We start from the raw sequence: 19,231 nt of genomic DNA, 5'->3' as shown, positions 1-19,231 counted from the left end.
GTTTTTTTATTACTATAAACCTGTATATGAGTTAAAAAATGCGGACTATGATCGGCTGGTAAGTTTTTAACATTATTTAACGCTTACGAAATCTAATAGCAGGTAACTTTGGATATGAAAATAAAATTAACCGCTCCGCTGCAAGTGATTATGGCAATTGCTGCATTGACCATCTGCTCTTCCTGCAACCAAACTTCCAGAAACACCTATTCACTACAGGGAACCTGGAAAATGGAGGGTTATGGGAAAATTATCGACATTACAAAAACGTCAGTAAATCTCTATGATACCACTAAAGTCAGCTGCGTACCTAAAGAAACGGTAAAACTTCAGGATATGGGCTTTCTGGGTCAATTTAAACAGATTGCTCAGGATACGCTGATCATCAGCAGCGGCATAACCGAGTATCGGCTAACGCGAACAGCCAGCTTGCCTGGCCGTTGCAATACAGATCAAAGCTCAAATTGGGACCCAGGCTACAATTTTGATGTATTCTACCACACCTTCCTGGAGAATTATGCCTATTTCAAAACAAGAAACGTCAACTGGGATAGCTTGTACAAACGCAAGCGCGCTGAGATTAGTAAGCAGACTACACCGGCTAAATTACATCAGTTACTGACCGAAATGACAGGGCATATCAATGATGGTCATACAGCCATAGCCATGCCAGACGAACTTCACAAAACATCTACAGCTACAGCTGAGGAATCGCCGGCCGGCCCCTCTTTAAAAAAGCTCCGGGATCATGTGCTTTATAAAAATGTAAAGAAACCCACAATGTCAGGCAGGGATATGCTCGGAAAAGGAATCATAAATTGGGGGGTAATAAAAGATAATATGGGCTATATCCAGATTAACAGTATGATTTGCTATCTTGATTTTAAAATCCCGGACAGTGTTACCGGCAATGCCTACTGGGAACAGTATACAAGTCATCTTTTCAAGGAGCCTGACGTGCAGACGAAAGAGGCTGCCATCGCAGGCAAGTTCATCGGTAAAGCACTTTACGAATTGCGCAACACGAAGGGGATCATTCTTGACCTGAGGTTTAACGGAGGAGGATTTGATCTGGTATCCCTGGAATTACTGAAACATTTTGTTAAGGCAAAAACATTGATGTTTAGCAAACAGGCATGGACGGAAAAAGGACTTACGAAAAAGCAGCTGATCTTTGCCGGCCTTTCCGCTCCCACTTACCTGGCTCCGGTTGTTTTATTGACCAGCAAAAGCACTGCCAGCGCAGCAGAAACCTTCACGATGGGTACCATGTCGCTTCCAAATTTCAAGCGTGTCGGCTGTAAAACCGAAGGTATATTCTCAGATGCCCTACCAAAGAAATTACCAAATGGCTGGGAGTTCACGCTGTCCAATGAAATATTTACAAGTGCATCCGGCCAAAATCTGGAGAACATAGGCATAGCACCTCATGTGTACGCGGGAGCTGAAGACCTGAAAACTATTATGACCAGTGATGCCGCATTTGAAGCCGCTGTACGCGAACTGGGAAATTTGCGAAATGTAAAAAACTGATCTTTTTAAATGGCTGGGCGATTAATACTAAATAAACCATTCGATAATGAATATTGGGATTTTTAGCAGCCATTTATTGTAGTATTTGTCCGGAGCTTAATGCCTGGGGAAAGCTGCAAATAACAAGAGATTATATCACGCTTTGCTTTTTACATTCATTGATCAGCTGGATAATGTTTTCGTAATTGGTTTTTTCCAAAACATTCTGCCTGAGATTTTCAACCGTCCTGACAGCTATTGACATTTCTTCTGAGATCTCACTATCGCTTAAACCTTCAGCGCTAAGCTCGATAATCTGTTTTTCTCTTTTTGAAAAATAAGGTAAAGGTCTGATCGTTTCCTCCATACTTATAGCTTAATAAAATCCCTGTTTTGAAAAACTTCGCGGCCTGTCATTCTTTACACAGTTTTGTAAATCATTGGTAATCATGTACAGTTCAATAGACTATACGAATTAAATCAATAATATCCGTTATTCAAACTAATATGTCGAAAAGGGATGAGCATCTTAAAATCCTTCAAAAACAGAAAAGCTACAAACAACTAGTTTTATTGATAACATGCACTGTGCTGTTCTGCTATTTGGTAAATAAAAATTATGCCGGGCCGCAGTTTTTTTGGTACTGCTTTTGATTCCTAAATCAATAACAAGATCCCGGAACTTCCATCGGGTTATTCAGTTAAACTTAAATTACAGCTACACATGAATCACAAAGCAATATTGGAAAAAGCAAATGCAGCCATCACAGAAGGAGATTATGAGGGCTTTCTATCTTTCTGCACTGAGGATACAACATGGACATTTGTGGGCGACAGAATACTGCGGGGAAAACAAGCCGTTCGGGAATACATGGCAGCAACTTACCTGGAGCCTCCCAAATTCATGGTCGAAAACTTAATCGCCGAGGGGGAATTTGTCACAGCAATTGGTAAAATCAATATGAAAAACGAAGAAGGGAAAATGACTGCTTATTCCTACTGCGATGTCTGGCGCTTTCGCGATGGTAAGATGGCCGAATTAGAGGCTTTCGTTATCGGGATTTAGTGGGAAATTTATACTTTTATGAGCTATGCGTATTCAAAAGTATGATATCATCCCCATTCTCCAGCCCTACATCAAGCTGATATGTACGATGGATTGCGATGAAGGTACAGACACCAGTCACATACGTGTGCTCCCGGACACCTGTGTTGAACTGTTTCTGAACTACACCAGTACGCCCATCGCAATTATCGGTGATGAGCTGCATAGGCGCAGCATCATTAGCTTTCGTATGAGCCGCCCAATGGATATTCAGATGCGTAAAGGTGCAGGTTGTCTTGCCATTTGCTTTTATCCCGGCATGGCCTATAAATTCTTCCACCTTCCAATGCAAATGCTAAGTGACACGAATACAGCGCTGTCTGAGATCTGGAACGACCTCACAGAAGAAATAGAGGATAAATTAGCTTCCGCTCGTAATAATGAGACACGTGTATTTCTGGTGCAAAATTATTTGCTGCGACAATTGACCTTAGGGAAGAATGAATTACAGATTGCCCATTGCCTGCAACAGGTGCAAAATACTGCAGGCTTCATATCACTGAGCCAACTTACGAACGACACCGGTATTAGTCAGCGACATCTTTCAAGAAAATTTCAGCAATATGTTGGCCTGTCAACTAAAGAATACCTGCGTGTCTGCCGGTTCATACAATCACTATCTCACCTGAAAAAACACCCGGTGCTTTCACTTACGGAAATAGCCTGCAAAAGTGGTTACTACGATCAGGCGCACTTTAACCGTGACTATAAAACCTATGCAGGCTGTACTCCAGGCGAGTTGGCACATGCGGCGGATATTCTGTACTGATGTCCGTTTTGTACAATTTGAATTGAGTTATTCTTTAGAGTTTTGCCTTACAAAAACATTAGAGATATGAGAAAACTAATATTAGGATTGGCAGTAACACTGGATGGATATATTGAAGGGCCCAATGGCGAATATGATTGGTGCTTCAGCGATCAGGACTATGGATTGAATGAGTTCTTTACCCGTATAGACGCGATGTTTATTGGACGTAAAAGCTACGAGATGGCACAAAAACACGCTAGCGACAATAACGGGGAAGCGATTCCAGGTATGCCTGGTATGACAGAATATGTATTTTCAAATACTTTGAAAACAGTAAAAGAAGGTGCTGTTCTGATATCTGAAGATAGCATTACACAAGCCAGATCGATAAAAGAACAGCCGGGCAAAGACATCTGGTTATACGGTGGCGCTGAGCTCAGCGAAGCTTTAATGAAAGCGGGTCTCGTAGATGAATTATGGCTTTCTGTACACCCGATACTCCTTGGCAGCGGGAAAGCACTATTTAGCAAGCAGGATAGCCGTACTAAACTCAGTCTCTTACAAAGCAAAACTTATGAAACCGGTTTGGTATCGCTCCGTTACCGTATCGATAAATTGTAATTTTACAGCTTGCCAATGCATACAACGACCATCGCTCCGCACAGGAACTTTTAATGCTCATCGGGAAAGGATAGCATTAGATTTCCGGCATCTTTTCCGGCAAATATTTCCAATATCGTTTAGGCATGTGCTGGATATGAAGCCTCATATTGTTGCGTGCTTTAATATTAACGCTGCTAAAGTATTTGCGCCAAAGTTCCTGGAAAAACGCCTCTCTTTCGTCACAAATTTCTGTAATGCCCTTAGCCGAAGCAGGACCCAACCTAAACTCAAGTTCCACTGTGCTCAACGTTTCCAGGTCATAATAGATGCCATATTTTCTCTTTGCATCATAAATTAACCAGCGCTGATCTGCGTATCGGCCTTTAAAATGACCTGCAACAAGCGGTAAAACATTGTGATCAGGTTCAATGATGGCATAAAACAGGTTGTCTTTCGTCAGTTTAAAACGAACAAAGGCTTCCATCCGGTGAGCTTCCCGTTTCACTTTCTTAGCCAGCTTTTTAACATCCCAAACTGCGCTGTTGCTGAAGTTTTGCTCAATGTTCTCTTTGCTTGTAAACACATACCTTACAAAACGACACATCATTTCTTCCGATTTTTCTTCTTCTGATAAATAGACCTTATAAAGATTATTCAGTCCTTCTGCAGAAAGGCGCAGCTTAAGTCCTTTTATCACACGCCTGGCTTTCACTTCATCCGTAACCACATAATGAGCTGTCGCAAATAACGGAATCGCCGCTGTTTCCCCTTTCAAAAAACATACATCATTCATTTTATACTCATAGCTATCAAAGATTGCTGTCAGCCAGCCCTGATAGGTTCCATCGTAAATCATTGCGGTCATTAACTTAGAATAAGGCCAGTTGTGAAGAAAAATCAGCATTATATTTACTGTGCTGCAGGCTTAGAATCTGCTGTTTAATCTGAATCGATGTAAAATCCTTTTGGATCGAAAAAGGATGAGGAACAGCCAAAAAATATTTCGCACGGTTATAAGCGATGCCCATCTTTTGTAAATGCTCTGGTAAAAGTCTGTTAAATTTCCGTGCAGCTACAATTTTTTTGGCATTTTGATGTCCAATGCCGGGGATTCGTTTGATCATTTCAAGGGTAGCGGTATTAATATCTACAGGGAACTGATCCAGATTACGCAGTGCCCAACCCAATTTAGGATCAATATCCAGGTCAAGATCCGGCTGATCAAACCCGACAATTTCATTGACCCTAAATCCGTAAAACCGGATCAGCCAATCTGCCTGATAAAGACGGTTTTCACGGATGATCGGAACCGGTGTGCCTATCATGGGCAGCCGGCCATCATTGCTGATGGGAACGTATCCGGAATAGTATACCCTTTTCATATTCATTTGCTGATAGAAATAATCCGCCATCCCCAGAATCTCCATATCGGTTTCCTTTGTGGCCCCGATCACCATCTGTGTACTTTGTCCGGCCGGTGCGAAGGCGGGTGCTTTCCTATTCAGGGCTTTTTCCTCACGATAACCAATGATCTCCTTTTTTAAGTACTCCATTGGCTTGATTACGTCGATATGTTTTTTTTCAGGTGCCAGTAATTTCAGGCTTTTCTCCGTTGGCATTTCAACATTTACACTTAAGCGGTCGGCGTATAATCCGGCCTCCTTCATCAATTCGTCGCTTGCGCCTGGAATAGCCTTCAGATGGATATAGCCATTGAAATTATGGTCTATGCGTAATTTCTTAGCAATCCGAACCAATCGCTCCATGGTATAATCAGGACTGTCGAAAATCCCTGAACTTAAAAACAATCCTTCGATGTAATTTCTGCGGTAAAAATTGATGGTCACATCGACCACCTCCTCGACCGTAAATGCAGCTCGTTTAACATTATTGCTCTTTCTGCTCACACAATAAGCACAATCGAAAATACAATGATTGGTCAGTAAGATCTTGAGCAAGGACACGCACCGGCCATCTTCTGTGAAAGCGTGGCAAATCCCATACCCTTTGGTATCTCCCAGTCCTTTGTCTTTATTATTTCGTTTGCTACCGCTTGAAGAACAGGAAACATCATATTTCGCTGCATCGGCCAGTATTTCCAATTTCTCTATTACCCTGCTATTGACCATGTACCTTTACCTTTATTCGGTAAAAATACTAAAAATATTAGTATTTTTACCGAATAAATTCTGATCCACATCTTCGTACCGGAGAAAGTGTTACGGTAAGGAAATCATGGACACTGATCTGATGAATCCGGAATGAACCTTTATAGCAAGATCTAAAATGTGTAGCCGATTCTTAAATTCAGATTGGTTGCCAGATCGCTTTCGTTATTGAGATACCCGGCGCGCTTTGCAAAGATATAACGATAGCCAACACCTATTCCGGCTTCATAGTTAAAGTGCCGGCCAATATGCCTTCTTATGCCCCATGTTGGAACAATGGAGAAGTCACTGATCACCTTTAAGCCGTCATAGTTGGAAATGACAAACCAGTCCGGATGAAAGCTGGTTTTCAGGGAGATAAAATTACCTGAGTTATTCTCAATTGACCTGGATTTAGAAACGCGTTTTTTCAGATTGTAATACAGTCGTGGCTCTACAGTAAGTACGGGCGTTAATAGAAAGCCTGTTCGTTTATAAAAATCCCCTCCCCAAAGGCCGGCATCAAACCCTAACTCAGTTTTCAATGCAATCGTATTAGAAAGCCTGGATTCATTGTTCAGCCAAATACCCAAAAAACCGGTCTGAATTCCAAATATTGACTTTTCGACGCTTGCAGTGGTATTGGGAGTTTGCTGGGCGTTAACATATGATGCACAAATAATTAAAGATAGGGTTAGAATTTTCTTCACGAAATTGATTTTAAGGTTAAGATTTTTTAGCTGATCACAATACAGATCATGTGGTTACGGCTACAAATTAAAAATAAACCCTTCAAGTGAGCTGTTAATTACTAATATTTAACATTAATTAACTTTTTATTAATCGCGATAAAGGATAGCGTCTGCTTTAAAAAAAACTCATGCGATTTCTCCCCAACTGGAATAAAACCTTTAATTTGATTAAATGAATAAGATAGAGACCATTCCATATTAACATGAGCCCAACTGACCGCATTATTTTCTTTCTCTTTGATGGCGTGCACCTGCTGGATCTTGCCGGAGCAGTAACCGTATTTTATGAATCAGGTGGTCTTGGGAAACCCTATGAACTATGCTACGTCTCCCCTTATGCTCAGCCAATCTCCTCGAGTGGCCTGGGTTTTACGAAGGTAATGGCACCTGAAGAATTAACGGTTCAAGCGAATGATACGATCATTGTAGCCGGTATGGAAATTGCCAAATGGCAGCGCTCCGACGATGCTTTGTGGATTCCATGGCTGCAAAATGCTGCTGCGAAGAATGCAACGGTCTGCTCCGTTTGTACCGCTGCTTTTGCCCTGGCGGCTGCAGGATTGCTTGAAGGGCGTCAGTGTACCACCCATTGGGCCTGGACCTCGACTTTACAGCAACAGTACCCGGGGATAAAGGTCCTGGAAAACATATTATATGTTAAAAGTGGGAATATATACACGAGTGCCGGGATTGCTACCGGGATTGATTTAGCGCTTTTTTTGGTCGAGGAGCGACATGGAGTCGCATTTGCCTGTCAGGTTGCCAAGGATATGGTGGTCTATGTACGGCGGGAAGGTAAAGACCCGCAGGATAGCATTTACATACAAAACAGACAACACATCAATCATCAGATCCACCAGGTGCAGGATTATATTGCTCATCACCTCCGTGAAAAGATCAGTATAGAAGAGCTTGCAGAACTGATCCATATCAGCCCCAGATCCCTAACCCGCTTATTTAAATCTTCTACGGGCATTACAATTGGTCAATATGTACAGCAGCTGCGCCTGGAAAAAGCAATGCACTTACTGAAAGGCCATCATAAAATGGCATGGATCGCTATGGAATGCGGATATAAAAGTCCGGGCCAACTCCGACAGCTCATTAATCAGAAGCGCTAACGATTGTCCGGATTCGCATTCTGTTTGTCCGGATTTATGTATCTTTTTGATATAGGTTTGTAATCTAATTCTGACTTATGAAAAGATTAATTCTGGCACTGCTCCTATTTCCATGCCTTCTTCTTGCGCAGCAACCACCTGTCTCTGCCTATGTATGCCCACCATGCGGTGGCTCCTGCGATACGATAAGCTTTAGTAAAGCGGGAATTTGTCCTCATTGTGAAATGACACTGCTGAGTAAGGATGAAAAAGAACGTCCGGTTAAGGAACAGCAGACAACAGTTTGTTTTTACCTGTACAATGGTGTGGAGGTACTTGATTTTGCAGGACCAATGGAGGTGTTTTCTTATGCAGGTTTTAAGGTTTTCACCGTTTCCAAAACGAAAGAACCGCTGATTTCGCAGGGGATATTAAAAATAATCCCTGAATATAGCATTGCTGATGCTCCTCTGGCAGATATCTTCGCTGTTTTTGGAGGAAATGATGAAGTGGCAGCTGATGATCCGGAAGTCATTGCCTGGATTAAATCACGCGATCAGGCTACCCTTAGCTATTTTTCCGTTTGCACAGGCGCCTTCATTCTTAGTAAAGCCGGCCTGCTGAATAACCTCCAGGTGACGACATTCCATCGCAGCATTGAGCACCTGCAGAAAGCGGTCCCCTCAGCCCGGGTGTTAAAGAATACAAGATACGTGGACAACGGCAGAATCATCACCACTGCCGGTATTTCCGCAGGAATAGATGGGGCCTTGCACCTTGTTGCCAAATTAAAAGGAAAAGAAGCAGCCATGAAGGTGGCACAACACATGGAGTATGATAAATATCAACCTGATCAAGGTCTTGTGGTCAGGTAATTCCTGAACTCAATTCATTTGCATCACCTTCGCAAGATTTCCAAGTTGCTTGAGTTTAAACTTTATTTCCGTTGACCAGGCCAGGCCAATACAGAGCCTCATGCAATTTTCAAATTGATCCTGCAGGGTAAACATTCGTCCCGGCGCAATACTGATCTGTTGTTTGATGGCCAGGTCATATAATTTTCGTGTATCAATGTTCTTGCTAAACTCAACCCAGATAGACAGTCCTCCCTGAGGTCTGCTAATTTTAGTTCCTTCCGGAAAATATTGGGCAATGGCATGAATATAATTTTGGTAATTGTCCTGTAGGATCCGGCGAAGCTGACGCAAATGATTTTCATACTTTCCTGTCTTCAGGAAATTGGCTACTGATTCCTGAATGATCGAGGCGGAAGATATAGAATGAATGCGCTTTAACTTCAACAGCTTTTCTTTGTATTTTCCCGGAGCAACCCAACCGACACGAAAACCGGGCACCAGACTTTTGGATACCGAACTACACCATAAAACATTTCCTTCTTTATCAAATGATTTACAACATTTTGGACGTTGCATGCCGAAATACAGGTCGCCATATACATCATCTTCAATCAGCGGAATGTCGTGTCTGGATAAAAGGTTTACGATTTCTTTTTTATGTTCATCGGGGACGCAGCTGCCCAGAGGTGTATTGAAATTGGGAACGAGCAGACAAATGTTAATTTTCGGAATGGCTTCCTTTAAAGCCTCTATTTCTAAGCCTGTAACAGGGTGAGTCGGGAGCTCCAGCACTTTAAACCCAAGACTGATGACCAGTTGTAAGGTTCCGGGATAACAAGGGCTCTCCATGGCGACAGTATCGCCTGGCTTTCCCAATGCCATCAGACAAAGAGAAACTGCATTGATGGCCCCGTTGGTAGTGATCACATCATTTTCATGTAAATCCCCGCCCCAGGCCAAAGAACGGACAGCAACCATCCTCCTCAGTTTTACATTGCCCTGCAAAGATTCATAGGCAGTACCAGCATCTTTAAGGTCCCGGATCGCATGCCCGATCTCTTTCTTTAGTTTCACTAATGGCAGTAAATCTCCGGAAAGCGCGCTAATGGAAAAAAGTGTAAGCCTGTCATCTCCCATATCAGCATAAACTGTACTGATCAGTTCGTCCGGCTCTTTGTCGTTAGCCACTGATGATGGCCTGCTTACTTCAGGAAGCGGAAGTTTGATATCAGACTGCCGGCTCACAAAATAACCCGACTGAGGTTTTGAATCAATTAAGGACCGGGATTCCAGTTCCAGGAACACCCGCTTAGCCGTATTCATACTTATTCCATGGTCTTTGCACAATATTCTTACTGAAGGCAGCCTGTCTCCGGATTTCAGGACTCCTGTTCTGATCTGGCTGGCAATTGCATTTGCGATGTCATTGTACAGAAAATCTTTACTCATGTTGTAAATATAACTGTGTCCATCGAAATACACAAAACTGAGACTGTAATTAGCACTGCTCCCCGGCTATTTTCGCTTAAATAATAATTAAGCTTAACATCATGAGTAATCATCTATCAATTCCCGAAAAAACAACAGAAAACAGCAGCAAGGGTTGGAAAAACGGGTTCATCGGTGTATTGATCTTTAGTGGATCCTTACCCGCAACAAGGGCAGCCGTGCTGGATTTGGATCCGGTATTTGTAACCGTTTCCCGGGCAACCATTGCCGGACTGCTGGCCCTTTGTATCCTGCTCCTTTTTAAAGAAAAACGACCTGCCCGAAAACAGATGGCTTCCTTAGCCATCGTCTCCATCGGGGTAGTCATAGGTTTTCCCTTGTTGAGTGCTATGGCCCTGCAATATGTCACTTCTGCACATTCTGTTGTATTCCTTGGGATGCTGCCCCTTACCACTGCCATATTCGCCGTCATGCGTGGTGCTGAACGCCCCCGCCCTGCATTCTGGCTCTTCTCCATCGCGGGAAGCCTGCTCGTGATCGGCTTTGCAATTGCACAAGGCCTTAAGGCCTCACCTATTGGTGATGTTCTGATGCTGCTCGCGGTTATTCTATGCGGGCTCGGCTATGCCGAAGGAGCAAAACTTTCAAAAACACTGGGAGGATGGCAGGTCATTTCCTGGGCATTGGTACTCTCCCTGCCGGTTACCGCACCGATGATGTATTTACGACTTCCGGCAACGTTAACTGCAGTTGGCCCGGCGGCCTGGATTGGCCTGGCTTATGTTTCTGTATTCAGTATGCTGATTGGCTTTGTATTCTGGTATCGTGGCCTGGCCCAGGGAGGTATTGCAGCAGTAGGGCAATTACAGTTGTTGCAGCCGTTTTTTGGATTGGCACTTGCCGCAATTTTACTTCATGAAAAGGTAAGCATTGCCATGTTAGGTGTCACCGTTGGCGTAATTCTTTGCGTTGCGGGTTCAAAAAAATTCGCAAAATAATGGAATAAGCAAAAAAGAAAAGCCTGCTTTATTTTAAGAAATGAGCAGGCTTTCCAATGCTTGTTCAATTTTCATTGCAGCCCAAATTCCTGTAAGATCAACCAACCATCTGCATATCAATACTTAGCAGTAAATAAACTTCAGTAAACCCTGCTTAAAAGCTTCACTTATTTTTGCAAATGTGCAAGACATTGGTTAGTTTTAACTTAATGTTAAAATGCTATAAATACCCTCTCAAAGTATGGCTAACGACCATCGTCCTGGGCACTGTGCTCTTATATTTAGTTAATTTATTTCATTACTTCTATGCCGGTCCCGAATACGAACAATTCCACGTAGTCAATACCGATGAGCCTGTTCAGGTCATTTTAGCATACAATTTTTTGCATATGATCGGATATTACGTTTTCATATCCATCCCCTGCTGGCTTTTTGTATGGTGGACTTTCTGGCAGACTAAAAAAAGAAACCTAAGCCGGGCATTCTCCAAATCTCTTGTATTGGCAAGCGGCTTGACCGCCTGTTTAATAATCATCTGTATCCTCTATAGGGCATATGAATCCCCCTTGTTTACGGGAAACCTGGATGTTTTCTTTTCCTATGCCTTTGTGCTGGTTATTGCTGTGCTTTCCTTTAAATTCGACCAGAAAGATCCCATTCCTGCCCAGGATAAAAATTAATGGCAAAAAAAATGACGCTTTCGGACAAAAATCTGGCTTGTTTTTCAAAAGCCATTTTAAGCGGCAGCGTATCTTCGAAACCTGAGAAAAAACAATACCCACGCTCAGGTTAAGATCAATTTATGAAGAAAGTTATCCATAGTTTTAAAGAATTTGAAGCCTATGTAGGAAAGGAAATCGGGCCTTCAAATTACCTGACAATCACCCAGAATCAAATTAACTTATTTGCAGATGCGACCCTGGATCACCAATGGATTCATGTAGATACAGAGAAGGCGGCACAGGAAAGTACTTATCAGGGAACAATTGCCCATGGTTATCTCACATTATCATTATTGCCATTTCTCTGGGCTGAAATTGTGGAGGTAAAGAACATTAAGATGATGGTAAATTATGGTGTTGAAAAGCTGAGGTTTAAGCAGGCAGTAATGGCTGGCGCAGAGGTCAGGCTGATGGTAAAACTGGTTTCATTAGTTAACCTTAGGGGGACAGCTAAAGCAGTGATTCAGTTTTCATTAGAAATGAAGGGCAGCACAAAAAATGCGATTGAAGGAACGATTATCTTTTTATATCACTTCAACTGATTGGCATTCATCCCGGTGAATTTACCTGGAGTGGTCCTGAATTGTTTTTGAAAGAACTTGTTGAAGGCACTCTGGCTATCGAAGCCCAGAAGAAAAGCAATTTCATTCAGGGAGACATCTTCTTTCAGGTACTTTTGAGACAACTCCATCCTTAGTTTATTTAGGATCAGCTGATAAGAACTTCCTTCTGTTTTTAAGCGCCTTTGCATATTACGTTCGCTCATATTAAACCTGAGCGCAGCAGATTTTAGGCCCAGGCCAGGATTAGAAATGCTATGTAAAAGGTGTCTTTCCAGGGCGTAAGAAAAATGCCGGTTATACTGCTTCTCCCTGATCTCCCGTTCCAGCTCCTCAAATAAGGGTAAAAGCTTTTTCTGAACAGGAACAACCGGCAGTTCGAGAATAGATTTAGGAAAAACCAGGGCCACACAATCCTGGTTGTATTTTGCCGGACAATTCAGGTATTCTCCCAGCTGATCTGCCACTCCTTCCTGAGGATAAGGAGAATGTACTAAAACCGGATGCAGAAATCGTCCTGTAAAACCGTGTGCATAGTGAATAGCCGTACCATATTGCATTTCGGCCCAGACTCTTGCAGCCTGAGGATACCGGGCACTGAATTCCGGGTGGATCTTCAGCTCATAATGAAAGGAGTCGCCGGCTACACGGGTGGTATAACTGGTAATATCGGTGGCTATATACCCTGCTTCTCCTGTTCTGTCAAAAATCTCAGCAAGTTTCTCCGTTTTATGAAGCGTATTGAAAACAGCATCTGTTAATGTAAATGGGATTAGAAACCCGGTTTTCAATCCTATCCTCGGGTCCTTTGTTTTTAAGACCACCTGTTCGAGGTAGCGTCCGCAGATCCCGGCATTAATTTTACAGGTGGCATTTTCCAGCACCTTGAGCTCTGTTTTAAACTCTGCAAATATTTTCTGTACATCGATCTCCAACTGCTCAAATTGCGTTAAGATAATATTGAATAATCCGGCAACTACATACATAATTTATGACCTACTTCTTGAATAGCAATGAAAAAATACGGCCACAAGTTATCAATTAAATCAGAAATCTGGTACCAAATCAGGCCTCAATTGGCCAGGTTTTCATTTATTCAGATGGGCAGTGTTATTGTCGAAAAAAATATTTAGCTTAGAGTAACGCTTAAAACAAAACACCTGACTAGAACTATTGGCGCTTGAATTAGTCAAAGGTAACACATTCTATATCAGCCCTAAGAATTCATACTCATGAATTTCTAGAACACTAATTTTATTGATTTCTTAAACTTTAAACTCGCTCTCAATGAGAAAAAGAATCAACCATACAGGGGATAAAACCATCTCCGTCGATACCCCCACAGATAAGTCTGTCCTACGCTTATTTACCATCCATGGAACAGAGATCTGATCCAGGCTCAGTCAGCGCTATGCGGCAACGGCTCCTATTTAGATAAAAAACCAAATCCATCCTTATGAATACAACATTAATGCTAACCGGAGATATCTGCAAGGATATCATTGATCCTGGGCTCATTCAGAGTGAGCATCAGCCCCTAACCGCTGCCCAGAGAGAGTTCCTATGGAAACTATTTGTGCAGATCGGAAATGTATGGGAGAATGTCTATTACGAATCCTCCAACCTGAAAAGCTCCTGGCTGGAAATGATCGCCGCAAAAACCAATGTAGCTCCCTCCTATACCGGAGAGTACATCAATGCGACTTATGTGCTCCAGGAATTGATTGACCTGAATGGTGAGGAAAATGCTTACCGACTGTTATTTCTGACCTATAAACAACCTGCAGGGCCACCAACTACACGGCTGGCACACACCAAAACATTTGTTGTCAATGAATTTATCATCATGCAGGTCATGGCCAGTGGCTTCAAACACTTCGGTGGCAAGAACTACCATGGTTACGTGAAGGGCTCCAGGTATAGCAAGCAAGATTTAGTAAGGGTTTATAAACCAGATCCGGCCACCAATACAGACCCTCAGTCATGAAAAATTACGATTACATTATTGTCGGTTCCGGTGTAGCCGGAGTCACGATAGCCAAACGTCTGTTAGCGCACAATCCGCTTACCGCTATCCTCATGCTCGAGGCCGGGCCGGTGATCCCTTCAAAGGATAGACGGGCATGGTGGGACTACATCACCTTAAACAGAACACCCTACGATTATACATACGATAAAAAATGGGAAGCCAAATCCGTTGGTACCACAAACTGGCTGTCTGAAGGTGCAAGGGTAAAAGCAGTAGGTGGCTCTACCATGCACTGGGGGGCCTGGTCCCTGAGGTTTAAACCGGAAGATTTTCAGCTCCACACCAATACCGGTGAGGGGGCAGACTGGCCGATTTCTTATGACGATCTGGAAGCATATTATCAGCAGGCAGAAGAATACCTCGCCGTTTGCGGAGATGAAGACGAAGAATGGTCGCCGAGAAGCAAACCTTATCCAATGCCTCCGTTTGAGTGGACTGCGACAGACGGATTAATGATCAAAGCATTTGAAGAAATGGGCATTAAACCCGGTAAAATGCCTTTGGCCAGATACAGAAAATGTTTCACTACCGGAACCTGTAAGTACTGCCCGTTTGGCTCCAGATTCTCTGCAGTAGATATCCTGACCGAACTTTTGGAAAACAAGAAGTATCTCAACTTTACGCTTAGGCCCAATACTCCGGTAAGGAAGATCAACTGTGAAAGCAGGGATAAGATTGCCTCGATAGAATGTCTGAATAACCTCACAGGTGAGGTAAGTTTCGAAAAAGCGAGTCATTACATCATCTGCTCCGGTTCTTACGAAACACCAAAGCTGCTGATGAACTCCAAAAACGAGTTTTGGAAAAATGGCGTTGGAAATGATGAAGATCTCTGCGGTCGCTTTATCATCTCCCATTCCATGTTAAAAGTACGGGGAAGGTTCCCCGAAAATAAGGAAAGATGGTTTCAGGAATACGATTTTCCAACCCTCATGTCCAGAAGTTATGATACGCCGGAAAGACAAAAGATCGGAAAGATCCTTCTTTTTAGAGACCGAGTGCAGCCCAATCAGAATATCGCCTCTTTAATGATTGCAGGAAAAACCTGCGACGAGATCGACGCGATCATGACCGGCCCGATGACCATTGAAATTCAAGCTTTTATGGAGGAAAAAGGGAAACATGAGAACCACCTGAGAATTATGGAAGGGACAGACAGATTTGGATTGCCACTTACTGAGATTAGTTTCTCCCGTACGGAGGAAGAAAATGCAAATGCGGAGGAAAATCTTGACATCCTCAAACAAGTGATCCTGAAGATGGGCTGTACTATCAATCCGGGAGATGCCAGGATAGACGACCCCGGAGCACACCATACCACCGGAACCTGTCGGATGGGCAAAACAGCAGCAGATGGTGTAACAGATGAAAATCTCAAGGTACATGGCATCTCTAACCTGTACCTCTGCTCTAACGGAGTTTTCCCTACCGGTAGTGCAGTAAACCCGACTTTAACCCTAACCGCCTTGTCTATCAGGTTGTCAGACCTATTAATTCAACAATCAAACCTATCTAAGCTATGAACTCACAAAATATCACTACCACCGAAAATCTAAATGCAAGTATCGATGAAATCATCCAGGGGGATGATAAAAGCATGGAAGAACATGTCGCCCTGCTCAACCATAACTTAATTGATTCTGCAGATGATGAATTACGCTTAGCACTGCTGAAAGACTCCTTACAGGTATGTATCGATCTGGAGTTCGGGACGATTCCCATTTATCTGGCCGCACTATGGTCCATCAAAGATAACCTTGATCCTGTTGCCAAATCCATCCGTCATATTGTTCAGGAAGAAATGCTGCATCTTGCCCTGGTTTGCAACCTGCTAAGTTCTATCGGTGGAGATCCTAAAATTTATGACACCTCCGACAAAGGACTGCGCTACCCGACGAAACTACCCGGCGGAGTACATCCTGAACTTACACTTCGCCTGTCTGGTCTGAACGATGATTTGCTGGATGATTTTCTGGAAATAGAACTGCCACAGGGCGAGATCCAGATTGCGGAGTACGACAGTAAATACAAAGACTGTCATGAACATGATGGGGAGCATTCTACTACCATTGGTGCGTTATACGATGCTATAAACAAGGAATTTCATAGCCTGAAACCCGAAATGAAGCCCGATCAGCAGATCAGTGGTCCACTCTCCTGGTTCATTGTAGATACGCTCGAAAAATTAGACAGCGCCATCCATTGGATCAAAGAACAAGGTGAAGGTGCCGTAGAACCTACAGAAGTTAAATCCAGTCCGGAGGAACTCTCCCATTTTTACAGGTTCTGGGAAGTAAGGAAAAGACAGAAGATTGAATTAGATCCGGCAACGGGGAAATATGCTTTTATGTCGCCACTTGCATTTCCCGAAATCTGGCCAATGGCGATTGTTCCGGAAGGAGGCTATCAACAAAATGACGTGCCGGAAGAAGTATGGGAGCTTAGCCATCAGTTTGACCTGGTTTATTCCAAAATGATTCATACCCTGCAAAGTGCCTGGGGCGAAGGTGGTCAGGCAGCATTGTGGAAAGCAATAGAACTGATGTTCGATCTTGAAAAATTCGCCATCCCCTTAATGAAAATCCCACTTCCGGGCAAAGTCGGAAATTATGGGCCCAGCTTTAGGTTAATTGAATATTAACCCGGAAATCATGACCAGTCAGACTGATAAAAAATGAATCAGCCTAAAGAAAATAATTAATTAACCCTAAACCATCAACCCTATGGGAAGCTACGTAGAAATAAATGACACCCTTCAATTAACCACAGAACAAGGATTTCCTTCGGACCTCATGGACCGGGAGCAGCATATCATTAACCCGGTTACACTTGCCGATGTAGAAGGAAAGATCTTCAACTTTAAGGACAAACCCTCGGCACGCATATTCCAGCTGGATCCGGTCAGGGTATACTATGTTCACAATATCAATGGAAAATGGCTGTTCTGGGGCCGCATCTTTATCCAGTCCGAAACGATTTACAAGAAACTGGATGCCCAGGGAAACTGGACAGAAGGAGAATGGCTGACCTCAGGAACTTATACCATCATTGATGTTTATGATCCCGTTTACCAGAAAGTCTTCACACTTCATGAAGCACCGCCCGACCGCAATTATTTCATACCAGACCCTTCAAAGGATTAAATGCACAAAAACCTGCCATTGTAAGATGAGCAGGTTTTTTTATAGATTTAATTGTCAAAAGATATTTTTCGTTTAACCAGATTTAAACGCCCTTTCTGATCTGCAGCATTCCTTTTCCATAATGTCGTTTCATCATTCTGTTGAGGTGACTGCTGTCGGTAAAACCCAGTTCCCAGGCAATCTCTTTAATTGGGGTTGTGGTATAAATGACACGGGACTCCGCTATCCTAAGCCTGGATTTCAATACGTAATCCTGAAAGCGTTCTCCTGCATTTCTCTTAAAGTATTCACTGAAATAAGTTTCCGAAATACCAAAGCGCTCAGACAGATATTCTACAGTGATCATCTCTTTATTGATGATATGAAAACTGATAAAGTTTAAAAGATCTGCAAATTTGGAATCACTAATCATTCTTCCTTTTAAAATACTCTTTTGAGCATTCCTGGAAAGAATTCCCAAAATAGAAACCAATGTTGTTCTGATGATAAAGGAAGAGCAGATTTCCTTTCGCTCATATTCATAAAGCACTGCATCCAGTAATCGCTTCACCTGTTCTTTATCGCCCGCATCTTTAATGAGCTCACCGGGATGATGGTTGTGATTTGCGAGGATAAAATTCAAACGGCTAAACCAGGAACTATAATCGACCTGATCGTTTGACAATGGGATAAAATAGCTGCTGGTGAACCGCACGAACAGAAAACGACTCGCTTCTTCAATAATATATTTATAGCACTTTGCCGCTGGCAGCAGGTGGATGTCATTTTCCCGGAAAGGAAGTTTAATGCTGTTTACACTTTGCAGGCCGGTTCCTTCCAGTACATAAACGAGTTCAAAAAAGTTATTGGTCCTGCTTCGCTCCTGCCATTCGGCATAGCCTGCAATTTCTATGGCAAAGCTATCGTGTAAAAAATCCATATAGCAAACTTAACCATTTGCAAAGTCATAAAATCAGGATCCAGGGATATTACTGTTCTTTCGCCAGCATTTACCGTTCTCAGGAATCCCTCCTGCCTACTTTTGGATGACAAAAAACAGATCAAATATCTTCAATTATGAACTATCAGGAAATCTCTAAAGAAAGCATAGGCCTTTTGTATCAATCTCATCAACAGATCAGAAAATCTGAAATAGACATCCGCCTGATTGTTCTGGCCGAACTCTATGTCTCGCAAATGAATGGCTGCGCTTACTGCTGCAGTTTTCATTCCAATGAGCTACGTGAACTAGGTATAACACAAAGCATTATCGACAAGATACCCGGCTGGAAATATACCAATGCATTTGACCACAAAGAAAAGTTAGTCCTGCAATGGGCAGCAGCAATCACCCGAATGACCGGGGATTTCGAGGAGCTAAAAACACAGCTACTGCTCAGTTTCAGTGAAAAAGAACTGGTAGACCTTACAGCCAGTATTTCCCTGATGAATGCCTTAAACCGTCTGCGCATCACACTTGGCGATATCCATTAATTTTTAACGGTAAAAGAACAACATAAAATA

At 42.8% G+C, this 19,231-nt stretch carries 21 protein-coding genes; 14 read left to right on the top strand and 7 right to left on the bottom strand.

The features are described 5' to 3' along the window. Nucleotides 1-114: 114 nt before the first annotated feature. On the top strand, nucleotides 115-1,533 hold the full coding sequence (locus DBR43_RS26910) for a S41 family peptidase (RefSeq protein WP_124586438.1): 1,419 nt from the start codon (nucleotides 115-117) through the stop codon (nucleotides 1,531-1,533). Nucleotides 1,534-1,663: 130 nt separating this feature from the next. Here DBR43_RS26910 and DBR43_RS26905 read toward each other — a convergent pair whose 3' ends face one another. Next, nucleotides 1,664-1,879, bottom strand: coding sequence for a helix-turn-helix transcriptional regulator (locus DBR43_RS26905; RefSeq protein WP_124586437.1), 216 nt, complete (start codon nucleotides 1,877-1,879; stop codon nucleotides 1,664-1,666). 357 nt (nucleotides 1,880-2,236) lie between these two features. On the opposite strand from DBR43_RS26905, the gene DBR43_RS26900 reads away from it, so the two are divergent. The 3 genes from DBR43_RS26900 (at nucleotide 2,237) to DBR43_RS26890 (ending at nucleotide 3,989) form a co-directional block, all read left to right on the top strand. Continuing rightward, entirely contained in the window at nucleotides 2,237-2,578 is a 342-nt protein-coding gene (locus tag DBR43_RS26900; RefSeq protein ID WP_124586436.1) for a nuclear transport factor 2 family protein, read from the top strand. A gap of 25 nt (nucleotides 2,579-2,603) precedes the next feature. Continuing rightward, nucleotides 2,604-3,386 carry an AraC family transcriptional regulator gene (locus tag DBR43_RS26895; protein ID WP_124586435.1) on the top strand — a complete coding sequence of 261 codons (783 nt, stop codon included), beginning with the start codon at nucleotides 2,604-2,606 and terminating at the stop codon, nucleotides 3,384-3,386. 66 nt (nucleotides 3,387-3,452) lie between these two features. After that, nucleotides 3,453-3,989 (top strand): dihydrofolate reductase family protein, encoded by a 537-nt coding sequence (locus DBR43_RS26890; RefSeq protein WP_124586434.1) that lies wholly within the window; start codon nucleotides 3,453-3,455, stop codon nucleotides 3,987-3,989. Between the two features lie 76 nt (nucleotides 3,990-4,065). On the opposite strand, the gene DBR43_RS26885 is transcribed toward DBR43_RS26890, so the two are convergent. From DBR43_RS26885 to DBR43_RS26875, 3 genes are all read right to left on the bottom strand, one after another. Next, nucleotides 4,066-4,836, bottom strand: a complete 771-nt coding sequence (locus DBR43_RS26885) for a TIGR03915 family putative DNA repair protein (RefSeq protein WP_124586433.1) — start codon at nucleotides 4,834-4,836, stop codon at nucleotides 4,066-4,068. 4 nt (nucleotides 4,837-4,840) lie between these two features. Continuing rightward, nucleotides 4,841-6,100 (bottom strand): putative DNA modification/repair radical SAM protein, encoded by a 1,260-nt coding sequence (locus DBR43_RS26880; protein WP_124586432.1) that lies wholly within the window; start codon nucleotides 6,098-6,100, stop codon nucleotides 4,841-4,843. Between the two features lie 152 nt (nucleotides 6,101-6,252). Then, the gene (locus DBR43_RS26875) at nucleotides 6,253-6,828 is read right to left on the bottom strand and encodes a hypothetical protein (RefSeq protein WP_124586431.1); all 576 of its coding nucleotides are present in this window, start codon (nucleotides 6,826-6,828) and stop codon (nucleotides 6,253-6,255) included. Between the two features lie 245 nt (nucleotides 6,829-7,073). Between DBR43_RS26875 and DBR43_RS26870 the strand changes: the two genes are divergently transcribed. Together DBR43_RS26870 and DBR43_RS26865 are read left to right on the top strand one after the other, a co-directional pair. Further along, nucleotides 7,074-7,991: a GlxA family transcriptional regulator gene (locus tag DBR43_RS26870; protein ID WP_124586430.1), complete on the top strand. Its 918-nt coding sequence runs from the start codon at nucleotides 7,074-7,076 to the stop codon at nucleotides 7,989-7,991. A 77-nt stretch (nucleotides 7,992-8,068) separates the two neighbouring features. Then, complete coding sequence (locus DBR43_RS26865; protein WP_124586429.1) at nucleotides 8,069-8,845, top strand: DJ-1/PfpI family protein; 777 nt, start codon at nucleotides 8,069-8,071, stop codon at nucleotides 8,843-8,845. Between the two features lie 9 nt (nucleotides 8,846-8,854). On the opposite strand, the gene DBR43_RS26860 is transcribed toward DBR43_RS26865, so the two are convergent. After that, nucleotides 8,855-10,276, bottom strand: coding sequence for a PLP-dependent aminotransferase family protein (locus DBR43_RS26860; protein ID WP_124586428.1), 1,422 nt, complete (start codon nucleotides 10,274-10,276; stop codon nucleotides 8,855-8,857). 101 nt (nucleotides 10,277-10,377) lie between these two features. Here DBR43_RS26860 and DBR43_RS26855 point away from each other — a divergent pair, with 101 nt between their 5' ends. The 3 genes from DBR43_RS26855 to DBR43_RS26845 all read left to right on the top strand — a co-directional run bounded on the left by DBR43_RS26855 (nucleotide 10,378) and on the right by DBR43_RS26845 (nucleotide 12,538). Further along, nucleotides 10,378-11,274 (top strand): DMT family transporter, encoded by an 897-nt coding sequence (locus DBR43_RS26855; RefSeq protein ID WP_124586427.1) that lies wholly within the window; start codon nucleotides 10,378-10,380, stop codon nucleotides 11,272-11,274. A 209-nt stretch (nucleotides 11,275-11,483) separates the two neighbouring features. After that, nucleotides 11,484-11,954, top strand: coding sequence for a hypothetical protein (locus tag DBR43_RS26850; protein WP_124586426.1), 471 nt, complete (start codon nucleotides 11,484-11,486; stop codon nucleotides 11,952-11,954). Between the two features lie 122 nt (nucleotides 11,955-12,076). Next, on the top strand, nucleotides 12,077-12,538 hold the full coding sequence (locus tag DBR43_RS26845) for a MaoC family dehydratase (RefSeq protein WP_124586425.1): 462 nt from the start codon (nucleotides 12,077-12,079) through the stop codon (nucleotides 12,536-12,538). On the opposite strand, the gene DBR43_RS26840 is transcribed toward DBR43_RS26845, so the two are convergent. Further along, complete coding sequence (locus DBR43_RS26840) at nucleotides 12,526-13,542, bottom strand: helix-turn-helix domain-containing protein (RefSeq protein WP_124586424.1); 1,017 nt, start codon at nucleotides 13,540-13,542, stop codon at nucleotides 12,526-12,528. The genes DBR43_RS26845 and DBR43_RS26840 overlap by 13 nt on opposite strands. Nucleotides 13,543-14,012: 470 nt before the next feature. On the opposite strand from DBR43_RS26840, the gene DBR43_RS26835 reads away from it, so the two are divergent. The 4 genes from DBR43_RS26835 to DBR43_RS26820 all read left to right on the top strand — a co-directional run bounded on the left by DBR43_RS26835 (nucleotide 14,013) and on the right by DBR43_RS26820 (nucleotide 17,728). Further along, nucleotides 14,013-14,543 carry a hypothetical protein gene (locus DBR43_RS26835; RefSeq protein WP_124586423.1) on the top strand — a complete coding sequence of 177 codons (531 nt, stop codon included), beginning with the start codon at nucleotides 14,013-14,015 and terminating at the stop codon, nucleotides 14,541-14,543. Next, entirely contained in the window at nucleotides 14,540-16,108 is a 1,569-nt protein-coding gene (locus DBR43_RS26830) for a GMC oxidoreductase (RefSeq protein ID WP_124586422.1), read from the top strand. Before DBR43_RS26835 ends, DBR43_RS26830 begins: the two co-directional genes overlap by 4 nt. Further along, nucleotides 16,105-17,226, top strand: a complete 1,122-nt coding sequence (locus tag DBR43_RS26825) for a ferritin-like domain-containing protein (protein ID WP_124586421.1) — start codon at nucleotides 16,105-16,107, stop codon at nucleotides 17,224-17,226. Before DBR43_RS26830 ends, DBR43_RS26825 begins: the two co-directional genes overlap by 4 nt. Before the next feature lie 82 nt (nucleotides 17,227-17,308). Next, nucleotides 17,309-17,728: a hypothetical protein gene (locus tag DBR43_RS26820; RefSeq protein ID WP_124586420.1), complete on the top strand. Its 420-nt coding sequence runs from the start codon at nucleotides 17,309-17,311 to the stop codon at nucleotides 17,726-17,728. A gap of 82 nt (nucleotides 17,729-17,810) precedes the next feature. Here the strand turns inward: DBR43_RS26820 and DBR43_RS26815 are convergent, their stop codons facing one another. After that, complete coding sequence (locus DBR43_RS26815; protein ID WP_124586419.1) at nucleotides 17,811-18,647, bottom strand: AraC family transcriptional regulator; 837 nt, start codon at nucleotides 18,645-18,647, stop codon at nucleotides 17,811-17,813. A 137-nt stretch (nucleotides 18,648-18,784) separates the two neighbouring features. Here DBR43_RS26815 and DBR43_RS26810 point away from each other — a divergent pair, with 137 nt between their 5' ends. Next, nucleotides 18,785-19,201 carry a carboxymuconolactone decarboxylase family protein gene (locus DBR43_RS26810; RefSeq protein WP_124586418.1) on the top strand — a complete coding sequence of 139 codons (417 nt, stop codon included), beginning with the start codon at nucleotides 18,785-18,787 and terminating at the stop codon, nucleotides 19,199-19,201. Nucleotides 19,202-19,231: the final 30 nt, after the last annotated feature.

The organism is Pedobacter sp. KBW06, assembly GCF_003852525.1.
Classification (GTDB): Bacteria; Bacteroidota; Bacteroidia; order Sphingobacteriales; family Sphingobacteriaceae; genus Pedobacter.
Note: the sequence above shows the minus strand (reverse complement) of the source record. Positions and strands in the feature narration are given on the sequence as shown.